The sequence below is a fragment of the candidate division TA06 bacterium genome (assembly GCA_016235665.1).
In the GTDB taxonomy this organism is placed as follows: Bacteria; Edwardsbacteria; AC1; order AC1; family EtOH8; genus UBA5202.
This window is the reverse complement of record JACRJI010000009.1, coordinates 26414-45750: the sequence shown is the minus strand read 5'-3', so window position 1 is coordinate 45750 and position 19337 is coordinate 26414. Positions and strand designations below refer to the sequence as shown.

Here is a 19337-nt window from a genome sequence, read left to right as displayed (position 1 = left end):
TTATGAAACAATTTATTAAAATAATAAAAACCCACTTGGTTGTGCCCAGCCTGGGTTTTGCCTTCTTGTTCAGCATCTTCGACGTTATCGTGGATGTTTATATATTTAAAGAGGGAACGATAAAAACGCATTTATTGTCACCCCAGCCTTTGGAGATATATTACCGCAGTTTTGTGGCCTTGATGTTCATTACTTTTGGGTTCATTGGACAAAAGATGGCGCAGCGCCGGAAAAAAGCCGAGGAGACCCTTAAAGTTGCCGAGGATAAATTTAAAATAATAGCCGAAAATACCTACGACTGGGAGTTTTGGACCGGCCCGGACCATAAGTTTATATTTACTTCGCCTTCCGCTCTTCGTGTTACCGGGTATTCCCCGGAAAAGTTCAGCCAAGACCCGGATTTTCTGGACAGCATCATTTACCCTGAGGATATGCCGCTCTATGACCAGCACCGCAAAGAAGCCGAATCGGAACACGGCTTGCACGAAGTGGAATTCCGGATCAATCATGCCGACGGTTCGGTGCGCTGGATAAGCCATGCCTGCCAGCCGGTAACCGGATCAAATGGCGAGCATCTGGGTATTCGCGGCAACAATCGCGATATCACTGCCAGGAAAAAGTTACAACTGGAAAAAGAAATAAGTGAGGCAAAATACAGCAGTTTGTTCAGCAGCATGCTAAACGGTTTCGCCTGGCACAAGATCATTGTGGACGAAAACCACCGCCCGGTTGATTATGAATATTTGGAAGTCAATAACGCCTTCGAAAAAATGACCGGCCTGAACCGGAAAGACGTGCTATTTAAACGCGTTTCTGAAGTTATCCCGGAATTAAAAAACGATGATTTTGACTGGATCGGCACTTACGGCCGGGTGGCCCTTAATGACGAAAAAATACAATTTGAACAATATTCCAAAGCATTTGGGAAATGGTACAATGTAACAGCCTACAGCCCCGCTCATGGAGAGTTTGCCACCGTATTTGAGGATATCACCGAGCGCAAGAAGATAGAACGGGTGAACTGGGAAAACCAGGAAAGGATGGATGTGATATTCAACTCCATCCAGGCCGGCATCGTGGTGATAGACCGGGAGACGCACAGCATTGCTTATGTAAACCAGATGGCGGCCAAGATGATCGGTGCGCCGCAGGACGAGATCATGGACCATCCCTGCCACAAGTTCATCTGCCCGGCCCAGGCCGGCTCCTGCCCCATTACCGACCTGGGACAAACGGTTGACAATTCCGAAAAATGCCTCTTGACGGTGGCAGGGGAAAAGATACCCATACTAAAAACCGTGGTGGAGGAGGAACTGGCCGGGAGAAAGGTGCTGGTGGAAAGTTTCGTGGATATATCGGAACATAAACGGATTGAAGAAGAGCGGGAGAAGATCCGCTTATGGCAAACGGGCGTGAATGGAATATTGGAGGCTGTTCTTGCTCCTGTCTCGCTTGAACAGAAAATGAAAATCGTTACAGATGGAATCGTTGAAACATTCGGCGCAGATTTTTGCCGGATCTGGCTAATCGAAAAAGGAGATATGTGCAATGGGGACTGTATGCATGCTGAGTCCGTTGATGAATCGCATATATGCAAGTATCGTGACAAATGCCTGCACTTGAAAGCAAGTTCCGGCAGGTATACTCATATTAACGGTAAAGGGCACCGCCGCGTTCCGTTTGGCGTCTACAAAATAGGGCGTATCGCTTCCGGGGAAGATAAAAAATTTCTCACTAATGATGTGGCCCATGACCCCAGAGTCCATAACAATGAGTGGGCCAAAGGTCTGGGATTGGTGTCATTTGCCGGATATCAGCTGAAACCTCCGGATGGCGATGTGCTTGGGGTATTTGCGTTGTTTGCCGGATTTACGATATCTCCGGATATGGACAAAATTCTTGAGGGATTGAGCCGCGCCATCTCCCTGGCCATCCAGAAAGATATTGCAGACAAGGCACTGCAATACAAAAATGTACTTTTATCCACCCAGCAGGAGGCCTCGATAGAAGGAATCCTGATAGTGGGGGAGAACGATGAAATAGTATCTTATAATGGAAGATTTACCGAAATGTTCGATGTTCCTCCGGAAATAATCGGTAATAAGGATGATGCCCCGTTATTAGAGTTCGTCACCGGCAAACAGGCCGATCCCCAGGCTTTTCTCCAGCGGGTACAGTATCTTTATGCCCATAAAGAGGAAAAAAGCCAGGATGAAATTATCCTGAATGATGGACGCACTTTTGATCGTTACTCGGCGCCTATGGCTGGATCTAATGGAAAGTATTACGGCCGGGTCTGGTATTTCAGAGACATGACCGAGCGAAAACGCGCGGAGGAAACGTTACGGGCGAGTGAGGAGAAATTCCGGAATCTGGTTGAAAACCAAAGCGAGGGGATAGGGGTAACTAATGGAACTGAGGAGTTTGTTTTTGCTAATTCGGCGGCGAATAATATCTTTGGTTTAGGAGAAGGTATGCTGGTGGGCCGGTCGCTCAAAGAATTTTTAACTCCGGAAAGTGCTCAACAAGTAGCTGAACAAACCCGGCAAAGAAAAGATGGCAAAAGAGGGAACTACGAACTGGAAATACAAGTCGAGACGGGCGAAAAGAAAATCATATATGTATCGGCCCTACCCCAGACTGATTCAACAGGAAAATTCCTTGGAACAATGGGTCTATTTCAGGACATTACAGAGCGGAAAAAACAAGAGAAAGTGATCAAAGAACAGGCACTATTCTTTAAAACACTTGTTGATACAATATTGACCCCGGTATTTTATAAGGACACTGAAGGGAAATATTTGGGCTGTAACAAGGCGTTTGAAGAACTATTGGGGGTCCCGGAAGATCAAATTGCCGGGAAAACGGTCTTTGAACTGACCCCGCCGGATAAAGCTGTGCAATATCATAAAAAGGACAGGGAATTGCTGGAAAATGGCGGTATCCAGATGTACGAATATCCGGTAAAAAGCGCTAAGCAGGGATTGCGGGAAATGCAATTTAACAAATCAATATTCAAAGACGACATGGGGAACCCCAAAGGAATTGTAGGCGTAATGATGGACATTACTGAACGGAAAAAATCAGAAAAACTGCAGGCCGCAATATATCACATATCCGAGGCAGCCATAAGCTCCAATAACATTGAAACGCTTTTCGGCGAGATACATAGAACGGTGGCCGAACTGATATCGGCTAAAAATATCTACATAGCGCTTTACCACGAAAAAGAAGACATGCTAAGCTTCCCCTACTTTGTGGATGAAGCGGATCCAGCCCCGCAGCCGCGCAAACTGGCCAACGGACTGACCGAGTATGTGCTGAGGTCCGGAACGCCTCTGCTGGCTTCGCCGATGGTCCTGAATCTGTTGATAGAACAGGGCAAGGTGTCCATGGTGGGCACGCCGTCCATAGACTGGGCCGGAGTTCCGCTGAAAGCCGGCAACAGGATGCTGGGCGTGCTGGTGGTTCAATCGTATCAGGAAGATATCCGGTTCGGGGCTGAAGATCTGTCCATGTTGAACTTTGTCTCGGATAACATCGCCCAGGCCATTGCCCGGAAGAACGACGAGGAAGAAAGAATCAAATTAGTTTCCGATCTGCGTAAATTATCAACGGCAGTGGAACAGAGCCCCAGCGTGATCGTGATCACAGACCTGGAAGGCAATATTGAATACACCAACCCCGCTTTTGAAAAGACCACCGGCTATGCCCGCGCCGAGGCCATCGGACAGAATCCCAGGATATTAAAGTCTGGCGAACTTCCGTCCGAAGAATATAGGAGATTATGGGAGACGATAACAGCAGGAAACGAATGGCGGGGCCAGTTCCATAACAAGCGCAAAGACGGCAGCCTTTACTGGGAACAGGCCACCATCTCCGGCATCAAGGACGCCGGAGGGAAGATAGTCAAATACCTGGCGGTGAAAGAGGACATTACCGAGCGTAAGATGATGGAGGATGAACTGAGAGCCTCCGAGATCCAGAACCGGGCCCTGGTGGAATCGGCCGGGCGGGCGGGCGAGGCCATTGTGATGCTGCAAAATTCGGGCAGCATACAGGTGGCCTGCCTGGTGGCCAACCAGGAAGCGGTCAGGATAACCGGCTATTCCCAGGATGAGCTTAAAAGGATCTCCTGGCTGGACCTGGTCCACCCAAGATTCCGGGATGAATCTCAGAAGAGGGCCCAAGCCAGACTGCATAGCGAAGATATACCGGGCATTTACGAAATATCCCTGGTCTCCAAATACGGGGTGGAGATACCGATAGAAGTGACCGGCAGTCCGGTGCAGTACCAGGGCCGTCCCGCCATCGTGGGGTTCTTTAGGGAGATCACTGAACGCAAGCAGGCCGAGGTCGAGCGGGAGGCCATGATCACCGAGCTTAAGGCGGCCCTGGCCAACATTAAGCAGCTGAAGGGGCTGATCCCGATCTGCGCTTCCTGCAAGAAGATCCGCAACGACGGGGGCTACTGGCAGCAGGTGGAGGAATATGTGGCCGATCACAGCGAGGCCGACTTTAGCCACGGTTTGTGCGACGAGTGCGCCCATAATTTGTACCCCGATTACTTTAAGGACAAAAAGAACAAGACCGAGGGAGAAGAGGTCGGATGACCTGGCAGAATTGCTTAAAAACAAACATAAGGAGCCAGTACCATGGCAAACACCTGCAAAATATTGGTGGCCGAGGACGACTCTAACCTTAACTGGGTTTACCAGTCCATTTTAGAGGAAGCCGGTTACCAAATTGTAACTTCTGAAAACGGGAGAGAGGCTCTGGACAAGGTGCATCAGGTATTTCCCGACCTGTTGATCACCGACGCCATACTGCCGGGCATGGACGGGTTTGAGCTGGCCGAAGCGGTAAGAGGCAACCCTGCCACCAGGGATATCCCCATTATCTTCATCAGCGGAGTGGTCGAGGCGGCCGACCGGGTGCGGGCGGCTAGCTTGGGGATCAGCCAGTATCTGTCAAAGCCGGTGCAGGTGATGGAGCTGTTGACGGCGGTAAAGACAGCGCTGACTTCGACAGGGCTTCGGCATGCTCAGCCTAACAGCTCAGCCAGCGGATAATAATTCGGGGTAAATACTACGAACTCATCCCCTGCCCCTTCTCTTATAAAGAGAAGGGGGAAGGGGTTGAGGTTAAACTAACTAAAGACACTAACCACAAAAGGGGATGCCATGAACCAGGATCCAAAGCCCAAAGTGCTGGTGGCCGACGACGAGCCCACCATAGTCAACTTCTTCATCGCAGCCTTAAGCGACCAGGGTTACGAGATAGAATCGGCAGTAAACGGCGCCCAGGCGGTGGAAAAGGCCCTCAGCTTCCTGCCCGACGTCATTCTGCTGGATGTGATGATGCCGGAGCTGAACGGTTACCAGGTGACCGAAAAGCTTAAAGCCAACCCGGCCACCGAAGGCATACCCATAGTGCTGGTGACCGGACTGGGCAGCGTGGAGGACAAGGTTCAGGGTCTGGAGAGCGGAGCCGACGACTTTTTGACCAAGCCCTTCAACCTGCAGGAGATGCTGGCCCGGGTGCATTCCCTGATAAAACTGAAAAAGCTTCAGGATCAGCTTAAGGAGATCAGCGGACGCCAGCCGATGCCGGTTCACATCAAAAAGGTGCTTTCCTCATACCGCAGCCACATTCTGATAGTGGAGGACGACGAGCGGATCACCAACATCTGCAAGACAATACTGGGCACCGGGGGCTACATAGTGGACATTGCTCCCGACGGCGAGGAGGCCCAGAAGTACCTGCAGGCCGCCATCCCCGACCTGATCCTGCTGGACCTGATGCTGCCGGGGATCAGCGGGCTGGACCTGCTGAAGCAGTTGAAAGAGGACACCGTTACCAAGGACGTTCCGGTGATCATCATCACCGCCCTGGGCGACCTTAAGACCAAGGTCAAGAGCTTTTACATGGGGGTGGATGATTACCTGGTAAAACCGGTCAATTCCCTGGAACTGCTGGCCCGGGTGAAGGCCAACATCAGAAAGCACATGGCCCAGCAGGAGCTGAAATACAGTTTGGACGAGACCTTTCAGCAATCCATCACCGACCCCCTGACCGGGCTTTACAACCGCCATTACCTGGATACGGTGATGGACCGGGAGGTAGCGCTGTTCAAGCGGCATGGCCGGATGTTCTCTCTGATGATCATGGACATAGACAATTTTAAACCCATCAATGACAACCTGGGGCATCTGTGCGGAGACCAGGTGCTGACCGGGGCGGCCCGGATACTTAAGGACGAGATCCGGTCCAGCGATCTGGCCGTGCGCTACGGTGGGGACGAATTCATAGTGATCTTCTCGGACACCAAGGAGGACCAGGCCATGATCATAGCCCAAAGGATAAGGGCGGCGGTGGAGCAGAAAAAATTCATCGAGGGCAAGGACCAGACGGCTTCGGTCAGCATCGGCCTGACCCAATCTTCAAAACAGGACAACAGCGGGGAGGATATAATCAAACGGGCCGACGACGCTTTGTACCAGGCCAAAAGGGCGGGCAAGAACCGGGTGGTGTCGCTGTTCGGGAGTTGAGAGAGCAGTAATGAATAGCCCAGGCCTTCAGGCCTGGGTAGATGATGAATGGTAATAATTTTTTCTTAAGGCCGTTAACGGCCTTTGATCCGTCTTTGGCGGACTCTTTATCCAATTACCCAGTCGTAAACGGCTGGGCTAATTATAAAATGCCGTTTTGTTATGCTCCGTCTGACAGCTCAGTGTCAGGCGGGGCTTTTTTTACAAAAATACAGAAAACTATTGACAAAATGGGTAAAATCAGTATAATAAGTAAAATAAGCACAATTTAATTTGCATAAAAGCCATGAAACAAAAAACTTTTACCACCTTTGCCATCGCCAAGATGCTGGGCGTCTATCCCTCTACCATCGCCAACTGGGTAGACAGCGGGAAACTAAAGGCTTTCAGCACACCAGGGGGGCATAGGAGGGTGTTGCCCGGGGACTTGAAAACCTTCTTAAAACTGCATGACATGCCCTTTCCGGCCGGGCTTACCCCCGAAGAGATAAAGATACTGGTGGTGGATGACGATCCGTCCATTCTGGAACTAGTGACCGGCTTTTTAAAATCGGTCAAAAAGGGATACAAAGTATTCACTGCAGTCGACGGTTTTGAGGCCGGGCGTTTGCTGGGACAGCATGATCCGCATCTGGTGATATTGGATCTGAAGCTACCCGGCATTGACGGGTTTGAGGTCTGCCGCCAGATCAAGGAACAGCATTCCCGCACCAGGGTGCTGGCCATCACCGGTTACGACAATGAGGAGAACCGGCAGAGAATAATGAAGGCCGGGGCCGACGCCTACCTGGGGAAGCCGTTCAGGATGGGAAAGTTCCTGGAGGAATGCGAGAGACTGCTGAGCCTGGCATAGGGGTACAGTTCGGGACGCAGACTTCGGCAGGCTCAGTCGAACGATCCCCGCCGATTTTAAGGATTTAATTATTAACGCGAAGACGCAAAGGTCGCAAAGTATTTTTACTTTTATCAGGTTGTTGCACGATAACATCGCCTCTCTCCGCTGTAGGGGGTAGCAGGTAGCGCAAGCAGGATATGAAGATTAGTAAATCCAAAGAAGAATAAACCCCTCTGTGTCTCTGAGCCTCTGTGGCAAACCAAAAGGAGGAACCAAGATGACCAAGCGTCAGATCATGGAAAAGATCCCCTTTAAGCTGCTGGCGGTGTTTTTGCTGCTGGCGGCTGGCATTAGCGCCGGGGGGTATTTTTATTATAAGCAGCAACGGGTAAAAGCGGTTCAGCACATTTACGAAGACCTGAATACTATTGCCTCATTGAAAAGCGAGGAAATAACCGCATGGAGAAGGGAACGTTACGGAGATGCCTTTGTCATCACCAGAAGCCAGCAGTTCGCTTTCTCCGTAAGGCGTTGGTATCAGAATCCTGGCGATAAAAATCTTAAAGAATATATCTATAAAAGACTGGATGCTTTCAGGATCTACGATACTTACAAGGACGTAATACTGGTTGACCCCGCCGGTAAAGCCAGAATGTTCATAGACCAGGGCGGCTCCGAGAATCTCAGCCAGGCTACACTGAGTTTTGTCCGGGAGGCCGAAAGGCAAAACAGGATAATCTTTAGCGATTTTTATTATTGCGAGAAATGCCGGGAGGTGCATTTGGATGTGATAACTCCCCTGCATGACGGCGAAACTAACGCCGGAGCCATTATTTTGCGGATAAACCCCGATAAATTTCTCTACCCCTTGATCCAAAGGTGGCCGTCCGTAAGCAAGTCCGGTGAAACGGTGCTGGTGAGAAAAGAAGGCAATGAAGTTGTTTATCTTAACGAGTTGCGTCACCAAAAAGGAACGGCCCTGAGGCTACGCCTGCCTATTACGGATACCCTTCTGCCTGCGGCAATGGCGGTGATGAGTAAGGAAGGGTTGGTGGAAGGGACAGATTACCGGGACGTTCCGGTGGTGGCGGCCATAGTGCACATATCCGATTCGCCCTGGTTCATGGTGGTCAAAATGGATAAGAAAGAAATATACGCTCCGCTTAACAGGCAGGCCCGCAATATAATGTTTGTAACCGCTCTGACAGTAATTGCGTTGGCGGCTTTGCTGTCCTTTTTCTGGCAGGCCGATCGCCGTAGTTTTTATAAAAAACAGTACCAGATGGAGCTTGAGAAACAAGCCCTGATAAAGCATTACGACTACCTAACCAGATACGCAAATGACATCATCTTCCTACTGGATGACGACCATAAGGTGCGGGAGATAAACGAAAGGGCGCTGGAAGTATACGGCTATACCCGGGAAGAATTCATTGGTATGAATGCCGATCAGATTAGGGCGGATGACCAAAGAGCGCTGTTTAAAGCACAAATGAACCAGTTGGCCGTTCAAAAAGGCCTGCTTTATGAGACTATGCATAAACGGAAAGACGGTTCCACCTTTCCGGTGGAGATCAGCGCCCGGACCATAGAAATTGAGGGCAAGAACTATCTGCAGGGAATTGTCCGGGACATTACCGAGCACAAGCAGTATGAAATGGATATTCAGGAACGCAACGAGGAATTGGTAGCCTCCAATCAGGAACTGACGGCTGCCGAGGAGGAATTGAGACTCCAAATGGATGAATTGCAAAAGAGCAAGGAGGAAATTACGAATGAAAAGATATGGTCCGACACTTTGATACAATCAGCACCCAACATAGTGATCGGCCTGGGGGAAAGATCAAAAATACTGTTGTTCAACAGCTATGCCGAAAAACTTACCGGTTACAAAGCGGACGAAGTGTTGGGCAAGAATTGGATAGACATATTCATCCCGGAAGAACAGCGGCAGCAGATATACGGGGTATGGGACGATATTCTCAAGAATAAATATATTGAGCACCAATATGAAAACCCGGTGATCACTAAAAACAAAGAGACGCGCCTGATATCCTGGAGCAACAGTTTTCTAACCGAAAAGGGCCGGTTCAAAATGGTGCTGTCGCTGGGGCAGGACATTACCGAGCGAAAACAGGCCGAGGCCAAAATCGCCGAAAGCGAACAAAAATTCCGGCAATTGGCCGAAAACATTGACATGGTATTCTGGCTGACCGACTGGAGGGAGAAAAAACTGCTGTATGTCAATCCGGCATATGAAAAGATCTTCGGCCTTACGGTGGAGAGCGCTTATTCAGACCGGATGGGATGGAAAAAGGCTGTCCACCCGGACGATCTGGAACGGGTCAGCGGCGAGCTTCAAAGGCATGCCGAAAAGGAAGAATTTACGGAGCTGGAATACCGGATCATCTGCCAGGGCGAAATAAAGTGGATACACGAGCAGGCCTTTCCCTTGAAGGATGAGGCCGGCAAAGTCATCCGGTTCATTAATGTCGCCGATGACATCACCGAGCGCAAGCAAGCGGAGCAATCTTTGCGAGAGACTGAAGCCCGCTTGACCATTCTAAGCGACAACCTGCCCAATGGGATGGTCTACCAGATAGATTCCGGGAAGGACGGCCAGCAAAGAAGATTTACATATGTCAGCGCCGGGGTGGAGGAACTACACGGAGTGACTGCAAAAGAAGTCCTTAAGGATGCATCGGCCATCTATGGGCAGGTGGTGGAAGAGGACCGGAATATGTTGGCAGAGCGGGAAAGAAAGGCGTTGGCTCAGATGTCGCAATTCAGCGCTGAAGTGCGCATTAAAATGCCATCCGGGGCATTAAGATGGTCTATGTTCATTTCATCACCCCGCCGGCTGTTGAACGGACATCTAGTATGGGACGGATTGGAAGTTGACATCACCGAGCGCAAGCAGGCTGAAGATGCTTTGAGAGAAACATCAAAACGGTTGGAGTTAGCACTTACAACTTCCAGGGCAGGCACCTGGGACTGGGATGTTCTTACTGGTATCATCAAATGGTCACCCGAGATGTATAAACTATTTGAAATTGACCAGCACGAAACCACTGCTTCGTTTGATTCCTGGCGGATGAGGCTTCATCCAGAGGATGCACAGCTGGCTGAAAGCCGAATTGAAAAGGCATTAAAGGAAAAAACGCCGTTAAACAGTGATTACCGCGTGGTATTGCCAGGCGGTTATATTCGCTGGATCAATGCAACGGGGGAAGGATTTTATGACGAGAAGGGTCAGCCGAATCAAATGCTTGGGATTTGTCTGGACATCACCGAACGCAAACAAGCAGAGGTTGAATTACGAACAAACGAAGCGCGGTATAAAAAAGCAGAAGTGATGGGCGGGGTGGGAAACTGGGAGTATAACATCCAAACGGCAAACTTCTGGGGATCCGATGAAGCCAAGAGAATTTACGGTTTTGACCCGGATAAGAACGATTTTACCACGGACGAGGTTGAAAATTGCATCCCGGAAAGGGAACGGGTCCATCAGGCCCTGGTTGATCTTATAGAAAAAGATAAAGAATATGACCTTGAGTTTGAGATCCATCCTAAAAATTCCCCGGCGCCAAGGATCATAACATCAAAAGCCGAATTGCAGCGTGACGACCAGGGAAGACCGCTTAGGGTCGTAGGGGTCATCCAGGATATCACCGAGCGCAAGCGCAATGAAAAGCTGATGGCCCTGCAGTCCGAAGTGCTTAAAGTTCTGACCATGGAACTTTCCATCATGCAGACCGTGGAGCAGGTGATTGGGATCATAAAGCAGGCGGCCGGATTTGATGCGGTGGGCCTGCGCCTGAGAACGGACGAAGACTATCCCTTTGTGGCCTCCCTTGGTTATTCCGAGGAATTCCTTAAGGCCGAGAACACTTTGGCCAGCAAATACCCCGACGGCGGGCTTTGCCGGAACGAGGACGGCACCGTCAGCCTGGAATGCACCTGCGGCATGATAGTGAGCGGAAAAGCCGACCCCAATAACCCCCTGTTCACGCCCGGCGGCAGCGCCTGGACCAACAACTCGCTGCCGTTCCTGGATGTCCCGCCGGACGCCGACCCCAGGCTGAACCCCCGCAACCGTTGCATCCACGTGGGTTTCCTGTCGCTGGCCCTGATCCCCATCCGCACCGGAGCGGAGACCATCGGCCTGCTGCACCTGGCCGACCGCCATCCCGGCCGGTTCACCCCGGAAGGCATTCGTTTGTTCGAGGGCATAGGGGTCAGCATAGGGGTGGCCCTGGCCCGCAAGCAGGGCGAGGAAAAGATAGTAAACCAATTGTCGGAGCTGCAGCGCTGGCAGAACACCATGCTGGACCGCGAGGACCGGGTGATCGCATTGAAAAAAGAGGTCAATGACCTGCTGGACAAACTTGGCCAGCCCCAAAAATACGGAGGATGATACGCCATGCCGCCCCTAACGGGGCTACATACATATCGCTCCTAACGGAGCTACGGAGGAAACAAACATGCCGCCCCTAAAGGGGCTACATACATATCGCTCCTAACGGAGCTACGGAGGAAACAAACATACCGCCCCTAACGGGGTAACATACATATCGCTCCTAACGGGGCTACATACATATCGCTCCTAACGGAGCTACGGAGGAAACAAACATACCGCCCCTAACGGGGTAACATACATATCGCTCCTAACGGAGCTACGGAGGAAACAAACATGCCGCCCCTACGGGGCTACATACATATCGGCTCTACGAGCCTGCACACATCGCGCGCCGATGGCACTGCTCGGGCACATGGAGCATCATAGATGCGGAATGGTTGTAACCCCATAGCCGGATAGACCGCCCCAAGCGGCGTAGCCGCGGTATGGAAGCCCTATGATGGACCTTCACCGGAACCCATGGAGCATCATAGATGCGAGATGGTTGTAATCCCAGAGCGGGCAGGCAGGACCCAGCGTCGTAGACGCGGCATGAAAGACACTAAGAGAAAGAAAGATACATGGCCAACACCTACACCCAAATCTACATCCACGCGGTTTTCGCCGTCCGCTTAAGGCAGAACCTGATCCTGCCGGTCCACAGCGAGGAGATCCGGAAATACATGACCGGGGTGGTCACCAATCTGGGTTCAAAACTCATCGCCATCAACAACATGCCCGACCACTTTCACCTGCTGATCGGGATGCAGCCCGACATATCTCTCTCCGAACTGATCGGCAAGGTAAAATCCGGGTCTTCGGGGTTCATCAACCAGCAGGTGCTGACGCCCGGACGGTTTGAATGGCAGAAGGGTTTTGGGGCGTTCTCCTATGCCCGTTCGCAGTTGGACACGGTCATCAGGTACATTGACCGGCAGCAGGAGCATCATCGCAGGAAAACATTCATGGAAGAATATCTGACTTTGCTGGCCGAGTACGGGATAGATTATGATCAAAGGTATATTTTGAAAGAACCGGAATAAACAGGCCGACAGATGATCGGTCTGATGGACCTTCACCAGGAAATCAGGCGCGGGAGATGAACAAATAATGAAAATGTTTGGTAAATTAACATCCGGCGGCTTGGGCCCGGCGTGGACGGTTGCCCTAACAACTCTCATTGTCATTGCTGTTAGCATCTACTGCCTATTATCCGGCTGGACGATCATCTTCCAGAATCTCTTTTATGTCCCAATCATCATAGCCTGCATGTATTATGCTAAAAAGGGATTTGCTTATTCGGCGGTCCTGTCCTTTGTTTACTTTGCGCTTATCCTCTTTTTTGTCCGGGAACAAGCGGTGATCCTCCAAGCCGTGATCCGGACCATCATATTCATCGGTGTAGCTGGAGTTGTTTCTTTTTTATCCGTCAAACTAAAAAAGGCCGAGAACGCTTTGCTCCAAAGCGAAGTGCAAAAACTAGCAGGGGAGGAGATGCTGCAGATGGTTTGCGGTACGCCCATCCCCACATTCTTCATTGACAGGGATCACCGGGTGCTGTACTGGAACGTGGCGCTGGGAAAATACAGCGGGATAAAGGCCGAAAACATTATCGGTACTGACCAGCATTGGAAGGCCTTCTATGGCCAGAAAAGGCCTTGCATGGTTGATCTTATGGTGGACGGGCTGGAGGAACAGTTCCCCCAATGGTATCCCGGCATGTTCAAGAGATCCAACCTGGTGGATGGGGGATATGAGTGCACTGATTTTTTCCCGACCCTGGGCAATGGCGGCAAATGGCTGTTCATCACGGCAGTGACCCTTAAGGACCATCAGGGGAAAATCATCGGTGCTTTGGAAACGCTGGAAGACATCACCGAACGCAGGAACTCTGAGGAGGCGCTGCGAAAAAGCGAAGAAGAGGTCCGGCGGATCAACGAATCCCTGGAACTGCGGGTGCAGGAGCGCACCAGGGAACTGGAGGCGGCCACCAAGGAACTGGAGGCTTTTTCCTATTCGGTCTCCCACGACCTGCGGGCGCCGCTCCGGACCATAGACGGATTCGGGCAAGCCCTGCTGGAAGACTGCGCTGAAAAGCTTGACGCCCAGGGCAAGGATCATTTAAGAAGGATCCGGGCGGCCACCCAGCGCATGGGCGGACTGATAGACGACATGCTGAAGCTTTCCCGGATCACCCGGGCCGAGATGAACATCGAAAATGTCAGCCTGACCCGGATCGCCCGGTCGGTCATTGCCGAACTTCAGAACGGCCAACCCGGGCGATCTGCCAAGGTCATAATAGCTGAGGGGCTGGAGGACCGGGCCGATCCCCGGCTGATCCGCATAGCCCTGGAAAACCTGCTGGGCAACGCCTGGAAGTTCACGGGAAAACAGCCGGAAGCGTCGATCGAGTTCGGCTGCACGGCGGAGGGAGGCAGCAGGACATATTTCATCCGCGACAACGGGGCCGGGTTTGATATGGCCTATGTCAGCAAGCTGTTCACCCCTTTTCAGCGTCTGCACTCAATGGATGAATTCCCGGGCACCGGGATCGGGCTGGGCACGGTGCAGCGGATAATACAGAGGCACGGAGGCAAATTAAGGGCGGAGGGGCAAGCGGGCAAAGGAGCCACGTTCTATTTCACCCTGAACGGATAACCGATAATGCCGGAGGTGTTCCATGCTGAGGATATTACTGGTCGAAGACAATCCCGACGACATAGAACTGACGATGCGGGCGTTCAAAAAAAGCAACATACTCAACGAGATCATCGTCAAAAGGGACGGGCAGGAAGCGCTGGATTATTTTTTTGGAAAGGACGGCATGGCCGGTGGGCAGCCCGGCCTGTTACCCGCCCTGATCCTGCTGGACCTGAATCTACCCAAGATCGGTGGGCTGGAAGTGCTGGAAAAACTAAGGGCCGATGACAGGACCAAACTGATCCCGGTGGTGATACTGACCTCATCGAAGGAACAGACGGACATGCTGAGCGGCTATCAGCTGGGATGCAACAGCTATATCAGGAAACCGGTGGATTTCAACCAATTCGCTGAGGCGGTGAAGCAGTTGGGGCTGTATTGGCTGGTTTTGAACGAGTCCCCGAACAAGAACCAGGACCTGTGAAGATAAAGGAGACGGCCATGGCGAAGTTGCTTCGCATCCTGATAATTGAGGATTCCGAGGATGACGCTCAGCTGATATTGCGCCAGCTGCGCCAGGGCGGTTATGAGCCGGAGTGGGAAAGGGTGGACACGCCCGAGGCCATGCTTGGAGCGCTTGACCGGAAGCAATGGGATGCCGTCATCTCCGATTACATCATGCCCCATTTCAGCGGGCTTAACGCCCTGAGCCTTCTGCAAAAGCAGGGGCAGGACCTTCCTTTCATAGTGGTGTCGGGAAAGATCGGGGAGGATGTGGCGGTGGAGGCGATGAAGGCCGGCGCCCACGATTATCTGATGAAAAACAACCTGCACCGACTGCCGGTGGCGGTTGAACTGGCGATGAAGGGGGCGGAGAACCGGCGGGCCCTTAAAAAGGCCGAGGATATGCTGAAGCATCAGGAGGAAGAATACCGCGCTCTGTTTGAAAATGCCGGCGATGCCATATTCATCACTGACGCCGAGACCGCGATCATTTTGGATGCCAACAAAATGGCCGAGAAAATACTGGGCCTGCCAAAGCAGCAGATAATCGGCCTGAACCGGTCCGCCCTCCATCCTCAAGGCGAAGATTATGCCGGGCAGTTCTCCCGTCACGTGGCAGCCGGCCTGGTCACCGACGATGAGTCGGTGGTGATAAACCGCGAGGGGAGGCATATACCTGTCCGCATCAGCGCAGCCACGCTTGAGCTTAATGGCCGAAAGGTCATCCAGGGCATATTCAGGGACATCAGCGCACGGAAGGAAGCCGAGAATGAGTTGAAAAGCAAGAACCTTGAATTAATAGCTGCACGAAACCAAGTGGATACTGCCCTGCAGACCAGCGAAAAGTCCCGGCTGGCGCTGCTCAGCGTGCTGGAGGACCAGAAACTGGCGGCAGAAAAGCTGGGACAAAGCGAGGAGCGCTACCGCACCCTGGTGGAGGCCCAGCGGGACCTGATCATCCGCTGGCTGCCGGACACCACCCTGACCTATGCCAACCAGGTATATTGCGATTTAACCGGAAAGAAACCGGAGGAGATGCTGGGAAGATCCTGGCTGCTGGTGCTGCCGGCGGGGGACCGGGTGAAATTTCAAGAATTCTACCAGGAGCTGGCCCGGAACCCGGAGATCAACGAATATGAACATCAGGCAACGGCGGCGGACGGCTCCCGGCAATGGATATCCTGGAGTGAAGTGCCGATCTTTGACAAATCTGGCAAGCTCGTGGAATTCCAATCGGTGGGGCGCAATATCACCGCGCTTAAGCAGGCCGAGGCCCTGCAACGGGTCTTATACCAGATATCTGACGCAGCCATCGGCTGCAGAGATCTGCATCAGCTCTACATCCAGATACACAAGACCATCGCCAAACTGATGCCGGCCGAGAACCTGTACATTGCCCTTTACGACGAAAAAAACGGCATAATAAGTTTTCCGTATTATAAAGATCAGAAGAACGATAACACCGCACCGCGCAGGTTCGGCAAGGGCCTTACCGAGCACATCATAACCACCCAAAAACCGCTGTTGGTGAACAAACAAATCCACGACCAACTGCAAAAGGAGGGAAAGGCCGAGTTCGTGGGGCAGCCTTCCAAGCAATGGTTGGGAGTGCCCCTGCAAGCCGAAAACAGGACATTCGGAACACTGGTGGTCCAAAGTTACGATGAAAAAGCGGAGTACACCCAAAATGATCTGGAGCTATTGAACTTTGTGGCCGGGCACGTGGCGGCGGCCATCCTCAGCATAAAGGCGGAGCAGGAGTTGGCCGGCAGCGAGACACGTTACCGTACCTTCATGGACTCGGCCACCGATATCGCTTTTTTAAAGGACGATCAGCTTCGTTATCTGATGGTCAACCGGGCCCAGGAGGAATTCTTTGGCAAGCCGGCCGGTCAGATCCTGGGAAAGACCGACTACGACCTGCTGCCGAATGAGACCGCCCAGGCCTTCCGGCTTTCGGACCAGATGGCGCTGGAAAGCAAGCAGACCCTGCTCAGCCACGAACAGATTGGCAATCGCATTTACGAAGCCCGCAAATTCCCGGTGGATCTCCAGAACGGCAAGACCGGGGTGGGGGCCTACATCCGGGATATCACCGAGCAACAGAGGGCAGACCAGGCCATCCGGGAAAGCCAGGAAAAATACCGCGACCTGGTGGAGAACATCAATGATGTGGTGTTTGCGGTGGATCTTTACGGAAAACTGGTTTACATCAGCCCTTCCAGCGAACCTGTCCTGGGGTACCGGCCCGATGAGATCATTGGGCGGAAACTCATAGAATTTGTGAAGGAAGACGACCGGACACTGCTGGCCCGGGAACTTCAAAAGAGCCTGGAAAACGGAGTAGCCGACAGCGAATACCGGATCACCACCAAAAAAGGAAACACCAGGTGGATATCTTCCTCCAGCCGGCTGATGCAGGAAGACGGGAAGCCAGTGGGGTTGAACGGTCTGCTGACGGATATCACCGAGCGCAAGCTGGCCGAGGAAAAACTTATACAAAGCGAAGAACGCTACCGCGCCTTGATAGAAACACAGCGGGATATGATCACCCGCTGGCTGCCGGATACCAGCCTGACCTATGTCAACCAGGCTTATTGTGATTTTATGGGCAAAAAACCGGAGGAAATGCTTGGGAAATCCTGGCTGGACCTTACTCCGGAGGACAGCCGGAAGCAATTCCAGGAATTTTACGGCGAATTGAGGCTGCATCCGGTTAATAATGAATATGAGCATAGGACCTTGGCGCCGGACGGTACGCCAAGATGGACGGCATGGAGCGAAGTGCCAATTTTTGATAAATCAGGCCGCCTCCTGGAATATCAATCTGTGGGGCGCGATATCACCGGACGCAAGCTGGCCGAGGAGCAGATCAAACTGGCGGCCAAGAAATGGGAGACCACTTTCGACTCCATCGGCGACGGGGTCTGCCTGCTGGACCGGCAGTGGAGGATACTGCAGTGCAACCAGGCCTTCAGCAAAATGGTGGGCAAGCCTTATGCCGAGGTACTGGGCTGTGACTGCCACGAACTGGCCCACGGCCCAGAGCATCCCCGGGAGAATTGCCTGCTGACCAAAATGGAAAGGTCCCTGCAACGGGAAACCATGGAACTGGAGCACGAAGGAAAAACACTCTACCTTTCGGCTGACCCAATATTTGACGAAAATAAAAACCTGATCGGCGCGGTGCACATCATCTCCGACATCACCGGCCGCAAGCTGATGGAGCAGGAACTGCTGCAGGCCCAGAAGATGGAGGCGGTGGGCTTTCTGGCCGGTGGGGTGGCCCACGACTTCAACAACATGCTGGCCGGCATAGTGGGCAATGCCGAACTGCTGCAGCTTAAGATCTACGGACAGAAGGAGCTGGAGGTCTACGTGGATAACATCATCAAGGCCTCGGGGCACGCTGCCGGACTGACCAAACAGCTATTGGCCTTTGCCCGCAAGGGGCAGTACCAGCAGGTACCGGTCAATGTTCACAAGGTCATTGCCGAAACCCTGGGAATATTAAGCAACACCATAGACCGGAGGATAAAGATAGAACAGCACCTGCGGGCCAACCCGGCGGTGATCCTGGGGGACCACAGCCAGCTGGAGAACGCATTCATGAACCTGGGGATCAACGCCCGGGATGCCATGCCCCAGGGCGGCAAATTGATATACTCCACCGACCTGGTGAACCTGGACAAAGAATACATCCTGCAGCACAACTACAAGATAGAACCCGGGCACTATGTGCAGGTATCGGTGGAGGATACCGGCAGCGGCATGACCGACGAGGTCAAACGCCATTTGTTTGAGCCGTTCTTTACCACCAAGGAAAAGGGCCGGGGCACCGGGCTGGGCCTGGCCGGGGTCTACGGATGCATCAAAAATCACGGGGGCTCGGTAGAAGTATACTCGGAACCGGGTCGGGGCACGGCTGTCAAACTTTACCTTCCGCTGTATGCTGACCTGGCCGATTCCGGGGAGCCGGACTTTACCCGGCTTCAGGAATTGCCGGCGGCCGGTACGGGCAGCATCCTGATAGTGGATGACGAGGACATGATCCGGACCATCGCCGCCCAGATACTGAAGACCGCCGGCTACCGGGTGCAGACCTGCGTCGACGGCCAGGAGGCGGTGGAGCTGTACGCCAGGGATCACGGCAGCATAGACCTGGTGATCATGGACATGGTGATGCCCAAGCTGGACGGGCGCGAGGCGTTTGCCAAGATGCAGAAGATCAATCCCAAGGTTAAAGTGCTGTTGTCTTCGGGCTTTTCCGAGGACGGAGACGCCCAGGCTATCCTGCAGGACGGGGCGCAGGGGTTCATCCAAAAACCTTACCGCAGCGCGGAACTGCTGATGAGGGTGCAGCAGGCGATGCAGCCAACAAAGAACATTGGGTGAAATGTGAATTGTG

9 protein-coding genes are annotated in these 19337 nt (G+C 52.5%); all 9 read left to right on the top strand.

Annotation, left to right across the window (positions count from 1 at the left end; genetic code table 11):
- Positions 1-2 precede the first annotated feature (2 nt).
- The 9 genes from HZA73_04940 to HZA73_04900 all read left to right on the top strand — a co-directional run bounded on the left by HZA73_04940 (position 3) and on the right by HZA73_04900 (position 19324).
- On the top strand, positions 3-4613 hold the full coding sequence (locus HZA73_04940; GenBank protein MBI5805372.1) for a PAS domain S-box protein: 4611 nt from the start codon (positions 3-5) through the stop codon (positions 4611-4613).
- Between the two features lie 42 nt (positions 4614-4655).
- Complete coding sequence (locus HZA73_04935) at positions 4656-5072, top strand: response regulator (protein ID MBI5805371.1); 417 nt, start codon at positions 4656-4658, stop codon at positions 5070-5072.
- A 111-nt stretch (positions 5073-5183) separates the two neighbouring features.
- Positions 5184-6551: a response regulator gene (locus HZA73_04930; protein ID MBI5805370.1), complete on the top strand. Its 1368-nt coding sequence runs from the start codon at positions 5184-5186 to the stop codon at positions 6549-6551.
- 286 nt (positions 6552-6837) lie between these two features.
- Positions 6838-7404, top strand: a complete 567-nt coding sequence (locus tag HZA73_04925; GenBank protein MBI5805369.1) for a response regulator — start codon at positions 6838-6840, stop codon at positions 7402-7404.
- 259 nt (positions 7405-7663) lie between these two features.
- On the top strand, positions 7664-11803 hold the full coding sequence (locus tag HZA73_04920; GenBank protein MBI5805368.1) for a PAS domain S-box protein: 4140 nt from the start codon (positions 7664-7666) through the stop codon (positions 11801-11803).
- A gap of 563 nt (positions 11804-12366) precedes the next feature.
- The gene (gene tnpA / locus HZA73_04915; GenBank protein MBI5805367.1) at positions 12367-12828 is read left to right on the top strand and encodes an IS200/IS605 family transposase; all 462 of its coding nucleotides are present in this window, start codon (positions 12367-12369) and stop codon (positions 12826-12828) included.
- 736 nt (positions 12829-13564) lie between these two features.
- The gene (locus tag HZA73_04910; GenBank protein MBI5805366.1) at positions 13565-14443 is read left to right on the top strand and encodes a hybrid sensor histidine kinase/response regulator; all 879 of its coding nucleotides are present in this window, start codon (positions 13565-13567) and stop codon (positions 14441-14443) included.
- Positions 14444-14465: 22 nt separating this feature from the next.
- Positions 14466-14909: a response regulator gene (locus HZA73_04905; protein MBI5805365.1), complete on the top strand. Its 444-nt coding sequence runs from the start codon at positions 14466-14468 to the stop codon at positions 14907-14909.
- A gap of 17 nt (positions 14910-14926) precedes the next feature.
- The gene (locus HZA73_04900) at positions 14927-19324 is read left to right on the top strand and encodes a PAS domain S-box protein (protein ID MBI5805364.1); all 4398 of its coding nucleotides are present in this window, start codon (positions 14927-14929) and stop codon (positions 19322-19324) included.
- Positions 19325-19337 lie beyond the last annotated feature (13 nt).